Origin of the sequence: Leptospira biflexa serovar Patoc strain 'Patoc 1 (Paris)', assembly GCF_000017685.1 — a bacterium.
Classification (GTDB): domain Bacteria; phylum Spirochaetota; class Leptospiria; order Leptospirales; family Leptospiraceae; genus Leptospira_A; species Leptospira_A biflexa.
On record NC_010843.1, the window covers coordinates 215,848 to 235,780 of the forward strand.

At 38.9% G+C, this 19,933-nt stretch carries 26 protein-coding genes; 14 read left to right on the top strand and 12 right to left on the bottom strand.

Going from position 1 to position 19,933, the window contains the following annotated elements; translation table 11 throughout:
* Positions 1–127: 127 nt before the first annotated feature.
* The 3 genes from LEPBI_RS18115 to LEPBI_RS18125 form a co-directional block, all read right to left on the bottom strand.
* A complete protein-coding gene (locus LEPBI_RS18115) occupies positions 128–352 on the bottom strand; it encodes a TIGR02450 family Trp-rich protein (protein ID WP_226992960.1) in 225 nt (74 codons plus the stop codon).
* A gap of 210 nt (positions 353–562) precedes the next feature.
* Positions 563–823: a hypothetical protein gene (locus tag LEPBI_RS18120; protein ID WP_226992961.1), complete on the bottom strand. Its 261-nt coding sequence runs from the start codon at positions 821–823 to the stop codon at positions 563–565.
* Positions 824–1,305: 482 nt separating this feature from the next.
* A complete protein-coding gene (locus tag LEPBI_RS18125) occupies positions 1,306–2,433 on the bottom strand; it encodes a patatin-like phospholipase family protein (protein ID WP_012476688.1) in 1,128 nt (375 codons plus the stop codon).
* Positions 2,434–2,932: 499 nt separating this feature from the next.
* Here LEPBI_RS18125 and LEPBI_RS18135 point away from each other — a divergent pair, with 499 nt between their 5' ends.
* The gene (locus LEPBI_RS18135; protein ID WP_012476690.1) at positions 2,933–4,696 is read left to right on the top strand and encodes an alginate export family protein; all 1,764 of its coding nucleotides are present in this window, start codon (positions 2,933–2,935) and stop codon (positions 4,694–4,696) included.
* Between the two features lie 541 nt (positions 4,697–5,237).
* On the opposite strand, the gene LEPBI_RS18145 is transcribed toward LEPBI_RS18135, so the two are convergent.
* Positions 5,238–6,116: an ankyrin repeat domain-containing protein gene (locus LEPBI_RS18145; RefSeq protein ID WP_012476691.1), complete on the bottom strand. Its 879-nt coding sequence runs from the start codon at positions 6,114–6,116 to the stop codon at positions 5,238–5,240.
* Positions 6,117–6,878: 762 nt separating this feature from the next.
* Complete coding sequence (locus LEPBI_RS18150) at positions 6,879–7,646, bottom strand: hypothetical protein (RefSeq protein WP_012476694.1); 768 nt, start codon at positions 7,644–7,646, stop codon at positions 6,879–6,881.
* Between the two features lie 276 nt (positions 7,647–7,922).
* On the opposite strand from LEPBI_RS18150, the gene LEPBI_RS18160 reads away from it, so the two are divergent.
* The gene (locus LEPBI_RS18160; RefSeq protein WP_012476696.1) at positions 7,923–8,699 is read left to right on the top strand and encodes an SH3 domain-containing protein; all 777 of its coding nucleotides are present in this window, start codon (positions 7,923–7,925) and stop codon (positions 8,697–8,699) included.
* A 30-nt stretch (positions 8,700–8,729) separates the two neighbouring features.
* Positions 8,730–9,872, top strand: coding sequence for a multiheme c-type cytochrome (locus LEPBI_RS18165; protein WP_012476697.1), 1,143 nt, complete (start codon positions 8,730–8,732; stop codon positions 9,870–9,872).
* Positions 9,873–9,944: 72 nt separating this feature from the next.
* Here the strand turns inward: LEPBI_RS18165 and LEPBI_RS18170 are convergent, their stop codons facing one another.
* The 4 genes from LEPBI_RS18170 to LEPBI_RS18190 form a co-directional block, all read right to left on the bottom strand.
* A complete protein-coding gene (locus tag LEPBI_RS18170; RefSeq protein ID WP_012476698.1) occupies positions 9,945–10,346 on the bottom strand; it encodes a hypothetical protein in 402 nt (133 codons plus the stop codon).
* Complete coding sequence (locus tag LEPBI_RS18175; protein ID WP_226992962.1) at positions 10,343–10,729, bottom strand: hypothetical protein; 387 nt, start codon at positions 10,727–10,729, stop codon at positions 10,343–10,345. Before LEPBI_RS18175 ends, LEPBI_RS18170 begins: the two co-directional genes overlap by 4 nt.
* A gap of 317 nt (positions 10,730–11,046) precedes the next feature.
* Positions 11,047–11,859 carry a ZIP family metal transporter gene (locus LEPBI_RS18185; RefSeq protein ID WP_012476701.1) on the bottom strand — a complete coding sequence of 271 codons (813 nt, stop codon included), beginning with the start codon at positions 11,857–11,859 and terminating at the stop codon, positions 11,047–11,049.
* Positions 11,860–12,444 carry a DUF6935 domain-containing protein gene (locus LEPBI_RS18190; protein ID WP_012476853.1) on the bottom strand — a complete coding sequence of 195 codons (585 nt, stop codon included), beginning with the start codon at positions 12,442–12,444 and terminating at the stop codon, positions 11,860–11,862. It lies immediately after the preceding gene.
* 90 nt (positions 12,445–12,534) lie between these two features.
* On the opposite strand from LEPBI_RS18190, the gene LEPBI_RS18195 reads away from it, so the two are divergent.
* Positions 12,535–12,930 carry an LA_2478/LA_2722/LA_4182 family protein gene (locus tag LEPBI_RS18195; protein ID WP_012476703.1) on the top strand — a complete coding sequence of 132 codons (396 nt, stop codon included), beginning with the start codon at positions 12,535–12,537 and terminating at the stop codon, positions 12,928–12,930.
* 173 nt (positions 12,931–13,103) lie between these two features.
* On the opposite strand, the gene LEPBI_RS18200 is transcribed toward LEPBI_RS18195, so the two are convergent.
* The gene (locus tag LEPBI_RS18200; RefSeq protein ID WP_012476704.1) at positions 13,104–14,075 is read right to left on the bottom strand and encodes an amino acid--tRNA ligase-related protein; all 972 of its coding nucleotides are present in this window, start codon (positions 14,073–14,075) and stop codon (positions 13,104–13,106) included.
* A 12-nt stretch (positions 14,076–14,087) separates the two neighbouring features.
* Between LEPBI_RS18200 and LEPBI_RS18205 the strand changes: the two genes are divergently transcribed.
* The gene (locus LEPBI_RS18205) at positions 14,088–14,447 is read left to right on the top strand and encodes a hypothetical protein (RefSeq protein WP_012476854.1); all 360 of its coding nucleotides are present in this window, start codon (positions 14,088–14,090) and stop codon (positions 14,445–14,447) included.
* Here LEPBI_RS18205 and LEPBI_RS18210 read toward each other — a convergent pair.
* Positions 14,416–14,832: a DUF4279 domain-containing protein gene (locus LEPBI_RS18210; protein ID WP_012476706.1), complete on the bottom strand. Its 417-nt coding sequence runs from the start codon at positions 14,830–14,832 to the stop codon at positions 14,416–14,418. The two genes, LEPBI_RS18205 and LEPBI_RS18210, sit on opposite strands and share 32 nt — an antisense overlap.
* Positions 14,833–14,890: 58 nt before the next feature.
* Between LEPBI_RS18210 and LEPBI_RS18215 the strand changes: the two genes are divergently transcribed.
* The 9 genes from LEPBI_RS18215 (at position 14,891) to LEPBI_RS18255 (ending at position 19,062) form a co-directional block, all read left to right on the top strand.
* Complete coding sequence (locus LEPBI_RS18215) at positions 14,891–15,616, top strand: response regulator transcription factor (protein WP_012476707.1); 726 nt, start codon at positions 14,891–14,893, stop codon at positions 15,614–15,616.
* An 8-nt stretch (positions 15,617–15,624) separates the two neighbouring features.
* On the top strand, positions 15,625–15,909 hold the full coding sequence (locus LEPBI_RS18220) for a DUF883 family protein (protein WP_041770226.1): 285 nt from the start codon (positions 15,625–15,627) through the stop codon (positions 15,907–15,909).
* On the top strand, positions 15,910–16,242 hold the full coding sequence (locus LEPBI_RS18225) for an LBF_4227 family protein (protein ID WP_012476709.1): 333 nt from the start codon (positions 15,910–15,912) through the stop codon (positions 16,240–16,242). It begins immediately after the preceding gene.
* A 5-nt stretch (positions 16,243–16,247) separates the two neighbouring features.
* On the top strand, positions 16,248–16,493 hold the full coding sequence (locus LEPBI_RS18230) for a hypothetical protein (protein WP_012476855.1): 246 nt from the start codon (positions 16,248–16,250) through the stop codon (positions 16,491–16,493).
* Between the two features lie 50 nt (positions 16,494–16,543).
* Complete coding sequence (gene cutA / locus LEPBI_RS18235) at positions 16,544–16,873, top strand: divalent-cation tolerance protein CutA (protein WP_012476711.1); 330 nt, start codon at positions 16,544–16,546, stop codon at positions 16,871–16,873.
* Positions 16,874–17,106: 233 nt separating this feature from the next.
* Complete coding sequence (locus LEPBI_RS18240; RefSeq protein WP_012476712.1) at positions 17,107–17,430, top strand: ArsR/SmtB family transcription factor; 324 nt, start codon at positions 17,107–17,109, stop codon at positions 17,428–17,430.
* 65 nt (positions 17,431–17,495) lie between these two features.
* The gene (locus tag LEPBI_RS18245; RefSeq protein WP_041770259.1) at positions 17,496–17,966 is read left to right on the top strand and encodes an SRPBCC family protein; all 471 of its coding nucleotides are present in this window, start codon (positions 17,496–17,498) and stop codon (positions 17,964–17,966) included.
* A 22-nt stretch (positions 17,967–17,988) separates the two neighbouring features.
* Positions 17,989–18,591: a YdeI/OmpD-associated family protein gene (locus tag LEPBI_RS18250; protein WP_041770228.1), complete on the top strand. Its 603-nt coding sequence runs from the start codon at positions 17,989–17,991 to the stop codon at positions 18,589–18,591.
* A gap of 93 nt (positions 18,592–18,684) precedes the next feature.
* Positions 18,685–19,062, top strand: coding sequence for a DoxX family protein (locus LEPBI_RS18255; RefSeq protein WP_012476715.1), 378 nt, complete (start codon positions 18,685–18,687; stop codon positions 19,060–19,062).
* A gap of 172 nt (positions 19,063–19,234) precedes the next feature.
* Here LEPBI_RS18255 and pnuC read toward each other — a convergent pair whose 3' ends face one another.
* Positions 19,235–19,915, bottom strand: a complete 681-nt coding sequence (pnuC, locus tag LEPBI_RS18260; protein WP_012476856.1) for a nicotinamide riboside transporter PnuC — start codon at positions 19,913–19,915, stop codon at positions 19,235–19,237.
* Positions 19,916–19,933: the final 18 nt, after the last annotated feature.

Genomic DNA, 19,933 nt, shown 5'->3' on the forward strand with positions numbered 1-19,933 from the left:
GGTTGGAAACTAAAGGATTCATTTCAGAGGATCATTAAACGTTTTTGCACCAATTGGTGGTATTATAAATTTTATGAATATTGGAGAAACGTCGAAAACGATTTTTCTTCAGTGTTATCATTAGAATCTACTTCCAACCCGGTAACCATTGGGCATTATCTTTTAAGTTTTCCCAAGGAATCATTTTTGATTTTTTCGTGAGGATGGCTTCGATTGTCACCTGATCGAGCGTATCGGTTGACCCTTCCTGCCAATGGACTTTGGTCACGATAAAGTGTTTTTCTCTATCTAAAATGTTTACCGATGTCCATTTTGAGAGTAACAGTTTTTTCGGATTGATTTTATTTTTCAAAGAAGAAGGTTTCATTTTCAGTGTATCAATTCAGTGGAATCCTATGGTTGTATCCATTTTTTTATCTTTAGCCAAACAACGAGAGTCCTTGTCAATTTCGAACAAAACAAATGCCTATCGATCGGCGCCTTCTATTCCCTTTCCCTAATGCGAAACATACGATACAAGTCTCTCAAGTATTTTCTGACTCTCAATTGAGAAAAACAAACCCTATTTGAGAAAACGACTTGTTATATCTTCATTGAATCCAGGTTCTTGTCCTATGGGAAATCCAATTAATTGACCTGAATCATGTATCTGAAGGATTTTATTTGCTTCTCTTTCTGCCACAATGAACTTCCGCCTGAGTTCCTGGTCGTCAACAGACTTGAGTGAAGCAATAAATCCTTCTAAATATTTTTTTGATTGTCGGAAACACACTCCAAGATGTTGGTAAGGAGCCTCGGATGGATTATTATAAAATTCTTCCAATCTTATCTCTTCCTTAGCGTATTGGATACAATCCTCAAATTGCCCTTCTCCAATGGCACAATTTGACAATGTATTATATGCTGAATCATTATCTTTAAATAATTCAATTGCCTTATTTGCATATTTTTTTGTAGTATCTCAATCAAACTGGTGTAACAATTTACCCGACATTGTAGAATATATTTTTGATAATTCAAACTTAACTTGTTCATTTTTCGGATCTAAATCATACGCTCTTTTCACAAAAAAAGAGCCTTATCAAACTCATTAGACTTTGTATACCCAATTGCAACTCGAATGAGCTCATCTGTATCGGAAATCTGATTTGGATCTTCTTTACTACAGAAACTGAAACAATGGATGAATAAAAAGAATAGAAGTAAATTCCGAATGAATGCAGGATGAATACCCAAATCCTATTTGCGGTATACTTGAGCGAGGCATTGTGCCGAAGCATAGTGTTAATTCGCTGTTATACGAAGTCATTCAAGTTTTTTAGATTCTTCCTTTATTTTATATAAAGATTCACTAAAAGCTTTTTTTATTAAAGTTTCATACTCATTTCCTTTACCTAGAATTATTTCAGAATCGTTCGGGATTTGATAATTTAAGTCTATGACTAGGACTTTACATGATAATGATTCCTCATAAATTGCCTTTTTACCACTCACATTTATTCCAATAATTATGTCTGGCTTGAAAGTTGAACAAGCATCGGAAATAGGTGTAGAAGCTGATCGATCAATTCCCGGATCAATTCTAGAATTATTGTTGAGTTTAAAAATATAAGGGTTACTTATGCTACCTGATATCGCATGAGCAAGATTTCCCCGCTTATTTATTATTAAGTCGACTCCTTGGCCATTTTTTTGAAAATGTGAAGTGGCATATTTAATTGGTAAATCTTCAATCAGCGATTGATTAAAGTAATTATCTAAAAAAGATTCAAAATTATCTAAATTTTTTTCATCTATCGAACGGGCTGAATTATCTGCAATTAACATACCTCCGGCTATTCCGAGAAATGGATTTATAAATGCTAATGCCAGCCCGCCTAAAAGTCCATTTGATTCAGCTGCCTCATACTTCATTTGTGTCATACGTTTGATATAAAGCTCCATCAAGTTACTATATATATATTGATGATCGCCTCTCGGGTATTTTGCATACAGGGATCCTACAAATGCCCCCATGCTGTTTCCATAAACACAATTTGGAGATAAATTTAGATAATTTATAGCTTTAAGCGCGCCTAGGTGCGCAATGCCATTAGATCCTCCAACAGAAAGTACTAAACATATATTCTTGTCTCTAAATTTATCAGCAAATTTTTCGGGCACGAGGAATGCATCAAATACATATCCTTTTGTTCCTGTAGAATCTTCAATCTTAACATATTGCCCGTACACATCATCTACGAATTCAAATTTATTAGTTTCTTCAATAATGAAGATTTTTTCATTATTATATAATTTTTTTATTACAGGGCTATTTTTGTTTGGAGATTCACGAACACTTAGGTGAGTAAGAACTGAGACCAAAGCTTCTTCTTTTTTGCAACAAATCAACAATATAGTAAAAAAACATAATAACATTCTTTTTTGTTTCATAATATATTCCTTTTTAAATGATTTCGCATAACAATATTCTAATATCATCGCACATAGCTACCACTTTCTTGCCAGTTAAATGCATTACGCTTATCCCAAAATTCAAGTCGGTTATACTCATCAAGCTTATCTCCGAATTCAAGTCAGTGAATCGCACTGAGCTAAACACCCCTACTTCCGCGAGATTTCCAACTTGCAGTTCACTCCCCGCAATGAATCATCCAAATTTTTGAGTTTTCAAACCAATAACGATTCCCCCATCGAACACTTTGTACAAATGGTACACAAATATGTGAAATTAAAAACATTTGGATGTACTGATATACGAAATGTATCACATCGATTCCTAAGCACTCTCCTATTTTTGCACTACAAAGTACAAAATGTCCAATAAATAATAGGTCCTTACCTTTTTTATATTTTATTCTTACAAACTGTACGATTCTTGCATTCGTTTTTGGTATAGGAGAAGGCCGTAATTGGTCTTTCAAAACGGAATATGCGAAGATCGATCCATTTATATTTGCTTTTGTTCACACTGTCACTCGGAAGTTTTTTAGAAGCACAGACAACACCCCAAGAACCTTCGGGACCCAATCTTTCCCCGAACCCCACAACCGCACCACAGAATACAGCTTCCGTTGTGCCTCCTGTCCAAGATCCAAAACAGGCTCCCCCGACTTGGTCGGATGGACTCAGTGTAGGAGCACTTGTAAGAGTCCGACCAGAGATGAAGTACAATTTTGATTTCAATCGCAATACCAATGACAATGTCGATTTCACAGGACAAAAGATCCAATTTTGGATCCAAAAGGAATTCACAAAGGATGTGATTGCAAAAATCACCTTCCAAGACAGCCGCCTTTGGGGGGCCGAAAAAGGATCCTTAACTGGATTGTCTACTGCCAATGATGGCACAAGGCAAAGCACTGATGTAAGGGAAGCCTATGTCGAAGTGAAAAACAATTTCAATCTCCCCTTCCACTTCCAAGTAGGCCGCCAAATTATGCGCTATGGAGAGGAACGTTTGGTGGGTTCTCTCGATTGGACCAATGTCGGAAGGAGTTTTGATGGATTACGACTGAAGTGGGAAGATAAATATTTTTCTTCTCATGCATTTGTCACATCAGTGAGCGAACGCCACTCTGATATCGCAGGCAACACAACCAATTTCGGAGTGAAAACCCAATTCAACTCCTACTTAGATTGTCCTTATAATGGCACAAAGGTTTGTACCGCAAAAATTGATGCCAAAAGACAAGAGTTAGGCGACTCCTACTTCACAGGATTTTATAACACACTGAAACCCTCCGACTACCTTCATATTGATTTGTATTATCTTGGTTTGCAAAAAGAATACCTAAGGACTAACCAATCCCTTGTCCTCACCACAGGTGAAGTGGGAAATCCCAATACAAGGGCTGGCAGGTGGGATGTGCTCCATACCTACGGGATGCGACTCACAAACAAAACACAAGCGAACAAAAAAGCCTTACAAGCCATTGACTACTCCTTTGAATATGCAGTGCAAACGGGAACCACAGGTAGAAATGTCACACCAAAATGGGATAGTTCCCAAACCGATGTTAACTTAGTAGACCCACTCAACAATTCCACTTACAAACAAAACCTTTACCGTGAAAAAGAACGTTACAAAACCTATGCATTTGGCGCTGACATTGGTTATACGATCTCTAAGTTCCGTGTGGGAGTCGCCTATGATGTGGGAAGTGGGGACCCTAATCGTTCCGATGGTTCCGTTGCCTCCTTCCAAAATCTATTCCACACCAACCATTTGTTTTATGGAATGGCCGACCAAGTCAGCTGGGTGAACATGAAATCAAAATCAGTAAATCTAAGTTATGCGACTGAATCCTATGGAAGTTTTCGTATCGACTACTTTGCCATCGAAAAACACAAATTGCAAGATAGTTGGTATGACATTGCAGGAGTTGCGAAGTCAGGTGCGAGTACTGAATCCTTCTCCAATAACCAATATGACACAAACCAAGTCCTCACAGAAAAAGGAGCAGGTGAAAATCGTCCGGTTTCCTTACTCGGCCGTTCCCTCTTCCGCGAAGTGGATTTCAAATACAATCTCCCCTACAAAAACATTCTAATCGAAGCAGGTTACAGTATGATCTTTGCAGGGGATGCCATCCAAAACAAAGTGAATGACCGCACTGTGAATGCAAATGTGTATTCAAACCAATTTGGAAAAAACGCACAATTTGCCTATCTAATGGTGACAGCACAATTTTAGAAATAAATTGTCTTACGAATACTCGATAGGATCCTGCCTTGTTTCGATGCAATTTGAGACAAGGGGGAATTTTCGGTTGTTTCAAATTGCATCGAAACAAGATACAATGAACTTACTTAGGCCACTGTCATATCCGATTTCAAAGAATTTTTACTTTTTTTATTTTTTTTTGCGCCTCGCATCTGTTAGTGGATTGTCATTCTATCCAAACACGACCGCGCTTTCCGCTGCAATCTTTGCTTCGCAAAGGATTTCCCCAAGGAAAGCAAATTCATCGTTTCAAACTTGTATCAGAGATTCAGGTTATCATATAAAACAAAGCGCAAATTATGTTGGATTCGTTTCACTCATCCACCAAGTCAAACCGACGGTTTGTTTGTATCCTCTCTCCTATAGTCGCTTGCGGATTTTTCGCTGGCGCGGGAATTGATTCCATATTCCAAAAGGATCTTCTTATTTTGGTAAGGATAGTTGAATTCTAATAAAACCAAAATCCATGGTTTTATCTTTCCCATCTCACGATCAACTTTCTTCAGAATGATCATGGAACTTTATCCGGTTTCACATGTTTGTATTCAATTCCCTTTTCTTTGAGAAAGGCAACGATCTTATTAAAGTTCCATTCATCAAAACGAGGAGTATTTCTTGATCTTTCCTTAATTTGCAATCTTTCCTGAATCAATTTAGCTTCATATACCCTCGGGTATAACTCCATACTCAAGTCGAAACCATTTTTTAATAAAAACAATGTGATATAAAGATGATGATGTGTCATTGACTCAGCCACAGCGCGACCATGCCCAAAATTGACATTCGCACCTCTTGCCACGAGCATCTCTACACTTTTGAAATGTCCATTCTTCGCAGCAACACTCAAGGCTGATTCTGGCGGATGATTTTCATCTAACAAACTCTCATCATAGATTGCCTTAGCATTGGGATCTCCACCATGATCGAGGAGTAATTTCAACATGGCAGGACTTTGGCGAGCTGCATAAATCATAGGAGACTCAGGGTTTAAAACTGACTTAAAATTTGGATTAGCACCATGTTTTAGAAGGGGAAGTATCGCCCCTTCTCGGTCCCAAACAATTGCCAAACTTAATAATGGGATTCCAACATCATTGGGAATGTTCAAATCAACCTTTTTCTCGGAAAGAAAAGTTTGTAATTGGTTCTCATCATAAAGATAAATTGCCCTTGCCATTTCCCATTGCGGTGTATTTTGGAATTTTCGTGGATCAAAGTGCCTTAGTTGTTTTTTATCAACTTCTTTGTCTAAGAGATTTGATTCTGTTAGTTTTAAATAATAAGACTTAGTCTGTGTCCAAATACAACCAATCATCAACAAAGGAAACAGAGCCATGAACAAACGTAATTTGGTTCTGTTAAAAATGGTTTTTGATTCAAATTCATTCATCTCTAGTGGTTCCTATCTTGTTATCCATACATCTCATAAATTGATTGTCAAGTGTTTGAACCAATTTGGATTCGCTTTAGCGCCACGTATCACTTAGTGGATTGTCATTCTATCCAAACACGACCGCTCTATCCGCTCCAATCTTTCCGAAATCATATTTATCCATGAACCACTAATTTTTATTGTACCCTCTGGTTAGAACAAAAATCAGTGACTCCAGTTAGGATTTGTTCTCTAATCTAGATTTGGCGTGACTAAACAAAATAACATAAACAATATTCTTAATTTGGTTTTCAATTTATCGCATTTATCAGTTTGTTTCATCTATGTCACAAGACATATTTCTTATATCCCAAGTGAAATCATTTTCATGTAATACTATTTCAATTCGAATGTACAAATTATCTTCTACTTTATACCAATATTCAGCCCCATATTCTTGTAGATTCAAAGTAGTTGGCTCTTTCAAAGTTTGAATCTACAGAAGAAACGCAACAAATAGAAAGGAAAACAAAGATATAAAACTTGACTAACATCATTACTTCTTGAACTGAAAGTGTAAGTGTGTTCCGTGTCCTTTTGACTGCGATTTACCTCTATCAGTTCTAACTGTCACTCCGTTTATAGGGTTGTTTTTGAAATATTCAATGACTTTCGTATCATTAAATGTGACCTCGAGTTCATTGCCTTGTGGTATATATTGACTAGCCAATTTTATCAATTCAATTGTAGGGTAATAGACAAATCACCCGCCCCCCTCTCCTACTTCCCAGCCTTTACCTGCGACGCCAAACCATCTGTCAAAAGATCCAATTCTTCTATCGAAAATCCACGCAACTGTTCATCTTTTAATCCAATCTTTGGATCTTTGACTGCCACCTTGAGGGCTTTTTTAACATTTGATAGATACTTTTCAGGAAAAGTATTGTCAGCTTCAATATAACCGAGGAAACTTGCGCCAAGATCATCTTCGACATTGACGAGTGCTCTGTCCTTAATGGTAACTATTGCCCATGATATGGGAGAACTGCCATAAGCTTGAGATGAATTTTTAAAGTAGAATTTACACTTTATTAGAACATCAGAATAATTAGAGCATTTAACATAGTTTATTAACCCTTCTGAATTGCTTCCCGCAGTGTCGAAGCTAGAATACGTTTGAATACGATACTTAAATTGTCCTTTGTCCGACCCAACTTCGAAATAAATTGTTGTTGAATTATCGTAACCCATGATTTGACTAGCCTCTATTCCTTTAATAAAGATAAGAGCATCTTCCTTCCTTCCGAAATAAAAATCGAAATCATCTAATATTCGTTTTGTTTCAATACTGTGCATATTGTCGAAATCCTCTTTCGAATTCCCAATTATGCTCCCTTCGCTAATTAAAACATCTGCTCTAATTTTAGCATAATTGATTTTTGCTTTTTTTGAGTTCGTTTCTTCTGCATTAGCATTAGGTAAAGAATCTTCTTTTTTACAGTTGTATAAAAACAAAAAGATTAATGTCATATACAGAATTTGCTTCATTTAATTAGTCCTAATTTTTTTAAAAGTGGTATATCTTCTGGAGTCGGAACTCTAGGCTTAAATATGTCATTGCCCTTCGCATCATCTCCAGCATAAAAACTAAACTCAACGTGAGTATGATCACCTGGATTACCAATCGACCGACCACTGTTAGTTGAGATCGATATTGCAAATTCCATTTGTATGATGTGGTGCAACTTTCCTGACTTTTCAGATGCCAGAAAACCAAGGACCAGGCGAACCAATACATCCAGATTTCTGGAGGAATCATTTCAAATGAAACATTCAAATCAGGTCCACCTTCTCTTCATAATGATGCTCATTTTCTTTCTACAAACTCAATCATTACTTGCAATAGACTTGTATGTCAATGCCGTAGGCGGACTCCGAATGAGAATCGCAGCAGACCCATCTGCAAAAATTATGATGACCATCCCTGATGGTGAAAAAGTCTCCGTTTTGGAGTCGAAAGGCCAATACCCAGAAATCGTCGCTGGTCGGGAAGGGAATTGGACAAAGGTTTCGTATCAGTCTAAGGAAGGATGGGTCTTCAGTGGTTTTTTGTCTTCATCAATGGGTGCATGTATTTCCGACTCACAAATGATGGAAATGGAATCTGTCTTCAATTTACCTAAATTGGCTGATAGTGGAGATTTTTATGGAGGTACCATTTTATTTAGACCTGATGGCACAGCGAAGATGGAAGCAAGTGGTCTTCGAGTGGGACTTACATTAGAAATGACTTGGGTAACGATCAAAAATGGAATCCAATTACAAGGAACTTGGGGGATCAGCGATGACACATTACGGCAAGAATGTTCCTTCGGATGCCAAGGGACGGATGATCCAAATTGTCATAAAGATTGCATCAAATCAACATCTAATAAAGGTTACTCGGGAATTCTCACATACCTACTGACCGGACCTGATAAAGGAAAACGAACTCTTTCAAATCCTACTTATAAAACACTCACAGGTCCAAAACAAACTCATCTAGATTTTAGAGCAACGATGGTAAGTGGCGCAGAAGATTGTATTCGGGAAAAAAAGTAAATTCAAATCCTTAATCTTTTTTCATATCAAATGAGAATTGTTTATCTCTTGTATCTATTGATTTTTATAGGAAACATTTCATGTAATCAGATAAATTTAGGATCACCATTAGAAATCTCACAAGCGGGTGTCGACACAATCAATACTGAATTTTACAAACGAAAGAAGGTAGACCTACTCTCAGTAAAATCTTGTGAAGGATGCCATGAAGAAGAAACTAAAGAATGGAAGGCATCTGGTCATGGGCGGTCTTGGAATAACCCAGTTTTCAAACATGCGCTCCAAAAAGAACCTGCTAGGTGGTGTGTGAACTGCCATGCTCCGTTAGATAAACAAAAGTTAGCTTCCATTGACTCAATTTTTCCTCTGCCAGGAGGTGGGGTCAATTTAGATTCTGAATCACAATTGACATCCGAAGGCATCAATTGTGCTGTATGCCATGTAAGAGATGGAAAAATTTATTCTGCCAAAAAACCAACTCCCTCATCGATTAGACTCAGTATCCATCCAATCGAAGTTGATGAGAATTTGGGAAAAACAGAGTTTTGTGCATCCTGTCATGAATTTCCATTTCCCATTCACGAAAAAAACATAAACCAACAAACGATCAAGTTTCATAAAACTATGATGCAAAGCACAGTTTCCGAATTTCGGAATTCGATTTCTTTAGGTGAAAATTCAAATTGCCAATCTTGCCATTTTCGAAATGGAACAACACAATCATCGTTTCACGGATCTTTGTCCTTTCACACGGATTTGTATCCAATACAGTTATCAATCCAAAAGAAAGATCAGGCATTCATCGTAAGTTTAAAAATCAAAAATGTTGGCCACGTCTGGCCAACAGGAGATTACTTTCGTCAAATCCGAATTCGAATCCTTAGAGAAGATGGGAGGGAACGTATATTTATACATTCACGAACTCCCACATCATTAACAGAACCAAAATGGGGAAATGACTATCGATTACATCCAAAACAATCTGTGATACAAGTAGAATACAATGTGGGAGATTCGAAACCCAAATATTGTGCCATAGAAATGCACAAACAAGGTGGGATCCAAAATCTAATCATGAAAGAAGTTGGGAAAAAAACATACGAGTCAACATTCATCCGTAACATCTATGAAGGTGCATGTGCGACCGTGAATGAACCTTTGGACAAAAAATGATATCGATCATCGTAGTTCCTAAATGCAGTCTAGAGAAACCATACATTTCTATTCTTATCTAAAAACCAATCTTCATTCCACAACCAATCCTTCAATGACGATGGTCCGACGAGAATACAAGGCTCGATTGGAAACAAACAAGACTTGGGCCAAAGTTGTCAGTGTCCGAATCACAGAATCCGCAACATTTTCTTTAGAATAGATCCTCAGGTTTACAATTTTTTTCGCGCTGGGGAGTTCGGCACGGAAAACATCATCCAATTCTAAGGTGTCGATGGCTTGTGTATCAAATAAATACCAAGAAAGTTTGACTTCAATTTGGAATGGCCGATAGTTTTCGTTCGGTTCTAGTTCATTCGAAAAACTGACTGGAATCTTTGTATCACCTAACTCATATTTATAGGTAGCACAATTTGTAAATCCGATCGATAATAAAAAGAACAAAAGGAAGGAGACTAAAACATTGTTTTTCATCGATTGTTTCCTTTATTTTGTGAATATAAATTACCCCGAATATGAACTGTATAAGGCCTTACGATTCCAAATGTAATCATATCATAAACCCCATCCATAAATTCATATTCTTCTGTAATTTTTAAGTCCCCAATATGCGTATTGGGATACTTGAGATAATATTCCGATAGAAATTCATCCAAACTCTGGTCACGAACATTGGACAATCCCCAAAACAAATACACTCTCGTGTAGGAAAAATTGAAGGATTGGATTTTTTGGTACCCTTCTTCCACTGTATACCCATTCAATCGGACTTTTTGTTTCCCCCAAGTTTGGTAATACGATGTATTGGCACATTGAAAGAGAAAGAATAGAAGACAAAAAAGTAATTTATGTTTCATAGATTTCACAAATATACATCATCATACTGAATTGTAGATTGAGGTCAAGTTTTTGGCAAAGCTCAAGTTCAGAAGAATTCAAAGATGCATATTGAAAAGTGGTACACAAACCTTTTGGCTTCGCCCTAGTTCCTTTTTTATAAATCGCTAAAAAAGCATTTAGATGGTCTGCTATCACTATGCATTCCTCCTCTAATTCTTTAGCAAGAACTACTAATTCAGAAAGATCATAGAAATGAAATGCAAAGTCAGGAATCCAATCATATAGAATACTTTTTTTGAGAAAGGAATTCGAATTCATTTTACTTTTAAAAAATTCACCCAAGCCCCACGTCAAGTGCCATCATGAGCACAAATCCAAACATCGCCCCAAGAGTTGCCATCTCCGTTTCCTTTCCCGTATGGGATTCCGGAATGAGTTCTTCGACAACCACAAAGATCATGGCTCCTGCCGCAAACGACAGTGCAAAGGGAAGGATACTCTCTACATAAAACACAAGGGCCGCACCGAGAAGCCCACCAATCGGCTCCACAAACCCTGAAAGTTGTCCATACCAAAAACTTTTTTTGGCAGTAAAACCTTCTCGTAAGAGTGGAATGGAAACAGCAGCTCCTTCTGGGATATTTTGAATCCCAATTCCAAAGGCAACGACCATTGCCGCCATCAAAGCCTCGTAAGTAAACCCTTCACCTAAGGCACCAAAGGCGACACCCACAGCAAGGCCCTCAGGGATATTGTGTAAGGTGATGGCAAGGATGAGTAACAAACTCCTTTGGAAAGAAGACTTCCCTCCTTCCAAACGGTTTTCTTCTAATCCCACATGTAAGTGTGGGAGGAGTTTGTGGAGAGCATACAAACTAAGGCCACCTGACAAAAACCCAAAGCTCACGTGAAGCCATGCAGTCTGGCCTGCGTTTTCTGAAAGTGCTATCGAAGGCAGTAAAAGTGACCAAAAACTGGCAGCAATCATGATGCCCGAAGCAAACCCAAGCATCGCATTGAATACAGGCCTTGGAACCGTACGAAAGAAAAAAACAAACCCAGCGCCAAAGGCTGTACAAAACCAAGTGAATCCAGTGGCAAGGAGGGCCAAAACCACTGGGTGGAGAGATAGCAGGTCAACAAACATCTATTTGGCGGGCATCATCCCTACAAATAAGGAACTCATTTCTTTGGCGCGCCATAATCCATCTACATCTTTTTCCACACTCACAGGTCGGTAACTGGAAGCACCTTTTGTCGCCACGAAGAGTTTGAGTTTGCCTGTCGTTTCGTCCCCAGAATAGGGGTTGGTGTAAGTTTCCACCGTGAGAGGGAGAGTCGGCGAATATCCGTTAGATGGCTCTGCCCCTTTCCAATACCCGTTTGCCAACATTTTGTATTTGTCTAGTTGGCCCAGTAAATACGCATCGCTCCCTCCTAAATCCACACCATCCACAGCCGTAGGTTTATTTGACTTTTGTCTGTTTTTAGAGAGGACAGAGAGAACGACTGCTTTCCTTCCTAACTCTGGATTTTTGCCATACATAGACATGGCAAGTACGAGGATGGCAGCTGCACCCTCAGGTGTAGTGGCTGTCGCCGCTTGGATGGTTTTGAATTCTTCGATGGTGGTGGGTTCCCCAAAAAAACTGACAGGTTTACGTTCTGTCAAATTTTGCGCCACAAGGGATACGGTAAACGAGACAAGGAGTAAAGATACGATTCGTTTCATGGGCAAAAATCCTAATGGTCTTTGGTCCAGTGGCAATCCTTTTTCTAAATTTTTTCTTTACCAAATTGCGATTGGGATTACGATTCTGGTATGAAAAAAATTTTGACTTTGGTTTTATTCCTTCTCCCTTTGATCATCACCTCACAAACATTAAAGGATGCGAAAGAATTCCAAGCCCTTTCTAAAAAAATGTGTGCTAAGACTTCCGAATGTATGAAAGAGAAATTAAAAGACCTCCCTCCGGAACAACGTAAGATGGTGGAATCACAATTTGTGAATGGGAATGTCTGTGAATCCCGTTACAAACAGTATGTTGTTGATGGACAAAAACCTAGTGCCAGCGACAAACCAAGCAAAAAACTCACGAAACAAGACATCGAAGACATGAAACAATGCGCCAAAGAAATGGCCGCCTTTTCTTGTGCTGATTTAGAAGAAGGGAAAGTGCCTTCTGCTTGCGAAAAATTCCAATCCGAAGAAGAATAAAAAAACAAAATCCCTTCCCGAATGGGATCATCGAGTTGTCATGGGATCCCATTCCGATGACAACGTTCGGAATCCCATTCCTGTGATGACTTCCCCTTTCGATCCACCCATACAAAACATCCGAACAGGTGGAAAAGTTTAGCAGTTAAGATTTACGATCGAACCAATCGTCTTTACAATTCCATCCAATACGGACTCACTTCTGCTAAAGTGTTTTTTCTAAAAAGTTTTAATGCCAATCGGTCCAATCCAATTGAAATCCCCGAACAATTTGGAAATCCATTCCCTAAGGCGGTGAGAAAATCTTCATCGATGGGGAACACTTCTTTCCCTAGTTTTTCGCGTAATGCCTGTTCGTCTGTAAATCGTTCCCGTTGTTCGTTTGTATCCTTCAGTTCATAAAAGGCATTGGCAAGCTCCAAACCGTCCCAATAGATTTCAAACCGTTTGGCAACACCATCCTCAATTCTTGCAAGGGCGGCACATTCTGGTGGATAATCATACAAAAATACAATCCCTTCCCCTAATTTTGGTTCGATGCAATTGAGAAACACCAAAAAGAACAAATCTTCATACTGCCAGTTCTGTAATTGTTCATTTGTTTCCGCAGTTAATTTGAGTTTGGTGATGGTCTGAATTAAATTTTCCCTTTCAAACCCATGCCCAAGATGAATCAGGAATACTTCCTGTACACGGAAATGACGAATCCATCCTGGTTTGGAAAGTTGGTTGTGGAGTGTCGGTTCTCCAACCGTGAAAATAAGTTCCCGTAGGAATTTTTCAATGAAATGACGGAGAACCACATCATCCATCCCTTCTGCATAGAGTTCCAACATGAGAAACTCTTTGGTATGAAAGGGACTTCCCACCTCTCCTGACCTGTAAGTATGGGCAATCTCAAAGATATGAGATAGGCCCATTGCCATCAATTGTTTTAAACTGTATTCAGGAGATGTGATGAGATATCCCTTTTCACGCCCAGAGGGAGAGCGCACTTCGAAGGGATCCAAATACGGTTCCATTCCGACGATGGGTTTCAGCGTGGGTGTATCCACTTCCAAAAATTCATTCCGAGTCAAAATCTCTCTTACGGACTGTAAAAGTTTCGATCGAAAAATGAGTGTATCTTTTGGTAAAACCTGCAAAACTAACCTCCGATGGCAAAAAAAACGAAATACTTAACTGTAAGGGAAATCCAAAACGCCTATGAAATTGTCATCTCATCCAAAGAAGTCCATGCAGAAATGGAAGAAGAATTGGACTCGGTGATGCATATGTTATTTTTCCAAACCAGATCCCACATCCAAATGGACCTTTCCAATTTGCCCTATCTTCCCTTAACTCTCCTCACCAAACTTTTGAATATGGCACGTGACCTGCGGTTGAAAAAACGAGTGATGGTGTTAAATGGACTCACCCTTTCCGGCCACCACTACTTAAAACGTTTTGGACTCATTCGATTGGTATTCCCGAGTGATTCCATCCTTAGAGAGTCTCATCGAGATCCCAGGGGATAATTTCCAACTGGACACCCATTTCACCTAACAAAAGCATCGTTCGTTTGTCGAGAGTCACCCCTTTTGTGTATTCCGATGCAAATTCAACCGAAAGGTAAATCGCCGAATCAAAGTTTTCCGTGAATTCTTTCAGTTCTTTGCGGACAGGGCCAAGTGCTTTTAAGATGTCCCAAATATGATCCTGGGCTGAAAACTCAGGCCCTAACTTAGAATTGAGCTGCCAATGACTCGGAATTGTCATATTTTGAATGTCTTTTACATCCCCACCATGATAATAGTCAGGCTTTAGGCCTAGTTTTTCCGTCACTTCCAAGGGACGAAGCCTCGGACCACTGATGGCAAACATGGCCCACGATTTTAGTTCTCTTTGTGTTCCCAATTCCATTTTTTACTTTTTTTTTCTACTACAAGAACCAAATTGAGAAAGAACTCAAGGGAAAAACATGAAAAATATTTTGGTAATTGAGGACGATCCGGACATCGGGAACCTAATCCGGAAATCTCTCGATTCAGCTCACTACACCACCTCCGTTTTTGAAAATGGCGAAGATGGATTGAAATTTTATAAGTCCAATCATCCTGATTTGGTGATCCTAGACCTATCTCTTCCAGACATTGACGGAATGGAAATTTGCAGAAGCATTCGGAAATCGGACGAAAGTACACCGATTTTTATTTTATCAGCGCGAACTGAAGAAATTGATCGGATCATGGGACTCGAGTTAGGTGCTGATGATTATATCACCAAACCATTTTCTGTTCGTGAACTCAAAACACGAGTGGATGTCTTCTTTCGTAGATGGGATAAAAAAATTGGAATCAAACCCAATGTGGGCCAAGCAGGCGAAATCATCCGTGGTGCCTTAAAAATTGATTCCATTCGTCGTCGTGTCACCTTAAACGAAAACATCATCAACATCTCCCGAAAAGAATTCGACATTTTACAACTGCTCGCGGGTTCTCCAGGAAAAGTTTTTTCTCGTGAAATGATTTTGGAATCTGTTTGGGGTGTGGAATGGGATGGGTTTGAAAGGATGATCGACAGCCATATCAAACGAATTCGTTCCAAACTGGAAAAAAATTCAGCACAACCAGAATGGATTGAAACCATTTGGGGCATTGGGTATCGTTTCACTGATAATTTTGAAAACATAGTCGTACCAGACTAACGAACGTTATGGAAGAAGTGAAAAAAAGTAAGTCCCTCATCGACGAAATTAAGTTGTATGAGAAAAAAGCCAAGGAAATTGAACAGAGAGCCAAGGAGAAGTATATGGAACAAGTAAGTGACATCAAACAAAAGTTAGGGAAAGCAAGTGAAGAAGCATCCATCCGTGCAAAGGAAGTGATCGACAATGTGGGAAGTTACGTAAAAGAAAACCCACAAAAAGCAGCTGTGATCGGATTTGGTGTCGGACTTGGTCTTGGACTGGCTCTCGGCTTAATTTTTAAGAAGAAATAATTGGACGAAAGACACACAAAACAACGCAAAAAAGGTGGCTTAAAAACCGCCTTCGAAGATTTGATCGCCAAACTCGTGTCTTATGCAGAAGTCATGGTGATTTATCTGCAAAAGAACATACAGTTTTATATTCAAAACTTTGTTCGAAAGAGTGTATGGGTTTTTACAGCTCTCACTCTTATTTTCCTAGGACTTATGTACACTTCGTACGGCATTTTCTTAAGTATCCAAAAATTTATCGCCGCTGGCGACCCCATCCTTGCGAGTTTCGGAACAGGAATTGGATTTTTATTTTTCGCCATCCTCTTTTTATCATTTGTGTTCCGTAAGTAACGAATATGGTATTCAATCCCTTCCAAGACCACAATCGTTACCTAGACAAAGATCCAAAGGACATGAGCCTCTCAGAACTTCGGATGTTACTCAAAATCAAACGTATGGACTTACAGCTCGGATGGAATGAATTCGAAGGCAAAATCAAATTTTGGCAACGAGTGTTTCGTTCCCTACGGGAATCAGGAATCTTAGACAAAGCCAAAGATGGGATCCAAAGTTATTTGCAAAAAGACTCTCCAAAAGAATAAGGATTTCCCTTTCCAAAACCGATCCTAATAAAAACGGAAAAGGACGTGCGATGGCATCGGAAGAAATTTTAGTATTTACCACAATTAGCGACCGCGACATGGCAGAAGAACATATCTCTGAAATGTTAGAACAAGGCATCATCATTTCCGGCACCATCTTCCCTGAAGTGGAACTCGTTTACTTATGGGAAGGCAAAATCACGGTTGATACCGAAAACAAAATACTCCTAAAAACGACCGCCGACAAGTATGATGCCATCGAAACCTATATCCAAAAACGCCATCCCTACATTGCACCGGAAATCATCCGAATGGATGTGAGTTTTGGTAGCCCCGCCTACAAAGCGTTTGTTGCCGACAAAATCAAAAAAAATTCGTAAAAAATAGCCAAACGATTTGATTCCTCTCATTCAAATCTAAAGTTGGGCGCCTCGAAAGGTCTTTAGACCAAACATAGATTCATAACACCGATCGGGTAACTTCGGGGTGCGCATTCGCTCCCGTCCTAGTCGGCGCTCGCCTCCTAGGACCAAGCCCTCCGTTCCCCTGGCGCAGACAAAAAATGTGTTGCCAAATGACTACGTAAATTCTATTAGTCAAATGGCTACACATCATGGATTTACGACGAGATGTATTTCAGGCAATTGCAGACCCCACAAGGCGGGCCATCCTCCTCCTTTTGGCCACCCAGTCCATGACAGCAGGTGCCATTGCTTCCCAATTTGATTCCAAACGTCCTACCATTTCCAAACACCTACTCATCTTAACAGAATGTGAACTGTTACATCGGGAACCCATTGGACGTGAGATGTATTACCACCTAAACCCAAACAAAATGAAAGAAATTGCAAACTTCATTGCTCCTTTCCAAAAACTTTGGGACGACCGCTTCAACAATCTCGAATCCGTGATGAAAGATTATAAACGAAAGGCATAGAAGGATTAAAGAAAACTCCAATCGAACACAGAAATCGTTAAAATATGATCCAAAAGGAATTTAAAATGGAACTCAAAACAAAAGTGATCGCAGAAGACGGCAAACAAGAGTTAACCATCGAACGTGAATTTGATTTACCTGTCGCACTCGTGTACCAAGCGCACACAGAACCGGAACTCATTGAACAATGGATGGGAAACAAAGTCCTACAATTTGAAAAACGAAACCATGGCAGTTACCTTTTTGAAACCAAATCCCCAGAAGGAGTGGTTCTCTTTCGAGCGAATGGAGTGTTACTCAATCTTGTGGAAAACCAAAGTTTTGTGCGCACCTTTGAGATGGAAAACACAGGTTTTGCAATCCAACTTGAATTTTTTAGCTTTGAATCAATATCCAAAGAGAAATCCAAACTGAAGATGCATATCATCTATCAGTCCGTGGTACAAAGAGACCAAATTTTGAAAATGCCTTTTGCCCAAGGGATCAATATGGCTCACAACCGATTGGAAACAATCGCAAAACAGTCTATGGAATAAATATAAACATTTGTTAAATGATATGAAGCAAAAGCTTAAAAAAACGAATCCCAAAACTGCTGATTCTTTTTTCAATGAGGCAAAATCCTGGAAAAAAGAATTCCAAGTCCTGCGATCCATTGCTCTCGAGAGCAATTTCCAAGAAGAAATCAAATGGGGGCAACCATGTTATACATTCAATGGCCAAAATGTATTTTTATTACATGGATTCAAAGAATACTGTGCCATTCTATTTTTTAAGGGAGCTTTGCTAAGTGATCCTAAAAACATTCTCATCCAACAAACTAAAAACGTACAGTCCGCTAGACAAATCCGATTCCAATCCACTTCAGAAATTACAAAATTAAAATCCACGATCAAAGCCTTTATTAAAGAAGCGATCCAAGTGGAAAAGATTGGGAAAAAAGTTATCATGAAGAAAACTTCTGAGTTTGAAATCCCAGAAGAGTTTTTACGAAAACTGGAACAAAATCCAAAATTACAGACCGCTTTTTCAGAGTTAACTCCTGGAAGGCAAAGAGGATACCTACTCTACTTTTCTTCTGCCAAACGAAAAGAGACAAGGGAAGAACGTATCACAAAACAAATCCCCAATATCTTAATTGGGAAAGGTTTAAACGATTAAAAGAATTTTATATGATCATATTTTTGTATTGATATCGGTTGGGATACACAAATCAAAAAATCGAAGTTAGATACATACATTTAGGAGAATAATATGTCAGAGAAAACAAAAAAAATACTCTATTGGTTCTTTACCTTGTGGTTGTCCCTCGGTATGGTATCAACAGCCATTGTCCAACTCATCAAACTTCCAGAAGAAGTGAAAAAAATAAACCAATTGGGTTACCCTACTTACTTTCTTACGATGTTAGGTGTTTGGAAACTCTTGGGAGTGGTTGCAGTTCTCGTTCCAAAATTTGGATTACTCAAAGAATGGGCGTATGCAGGTTTTTTCTTTGCCATGTCAGGGGCGGCCATCTCACACATCAGTTTTGGTCATCCCATCATGGAAATATTACCATCTGTCTTACTCTTAAGCCTAACAGTGATTTCCTGGTATTTGCGCCCAGAGAACCGAAAAACGAAGGGATAAGAACCAAACCATCGTTTGCCATTGCCAAGGGAAACGATGGACTTCCATGGATCAGTTCCCAGATGCCAATTGCGAACATACAAGGGAATGGTTGTTGAGTGGCATCTGAATCTATACCGATTCCGAGATTGACTAAGAAATCAATCATAAAGTCTAGAACGATGATTGTATCTTAAGCCGACGTGATTTGAGAATTTTTTCGATTCTCTTGAAATTCCTTGAACCAGTGCCAACATCCATAAAAAGCGATGAGAAGGAAGACCCCATATTCAATGGTCACAAACGGAATCTGTTTGAGTGAGTAGAGAACGATACAAACTACATCCACAAGTACCCACAAAAACCAAGATTCCAATTTCCTTTGGGCAAGTAAAAAATTGGCAATGATGCTTGCCACTGTTGTGAATGCATCCCAGTACAAATAGTCTGCTGGTTTTAAAAATACCTCAGGAAACCAAATTGGTAATTGTTTTGTGAAGGACCCAAGCCCAAAGGTTCCAAACACAATCAGTCCAACGAGGATTAAATTTTTTTCTTTGCCAAGAGATACAATTTTGGTAAAGGCTCCCGTACGTTTTCTCCAAATGATCCAACCATAAATGCTCGATCCAAAAAAATAGATTTGTAATAACATATCAGAATACAATTGGATTTGGAAAAACAAAAAGAAAAAACAAATCGAGTTAAAGATTCCAATGGGCCAAGTGAGAATATGATTCCTGGAAGCCAAATACACACAGATTAGGCCCGATGTGGTTCCTAAAAACTCGAGTAAAGAAAGCGGATACCCAAACAATGGAAAGATTGTATATTCTAACGAAAGGTATTGTTTCAAAAGAAGGAAATCTGTCATCAATCTCTAGTCTCTAAA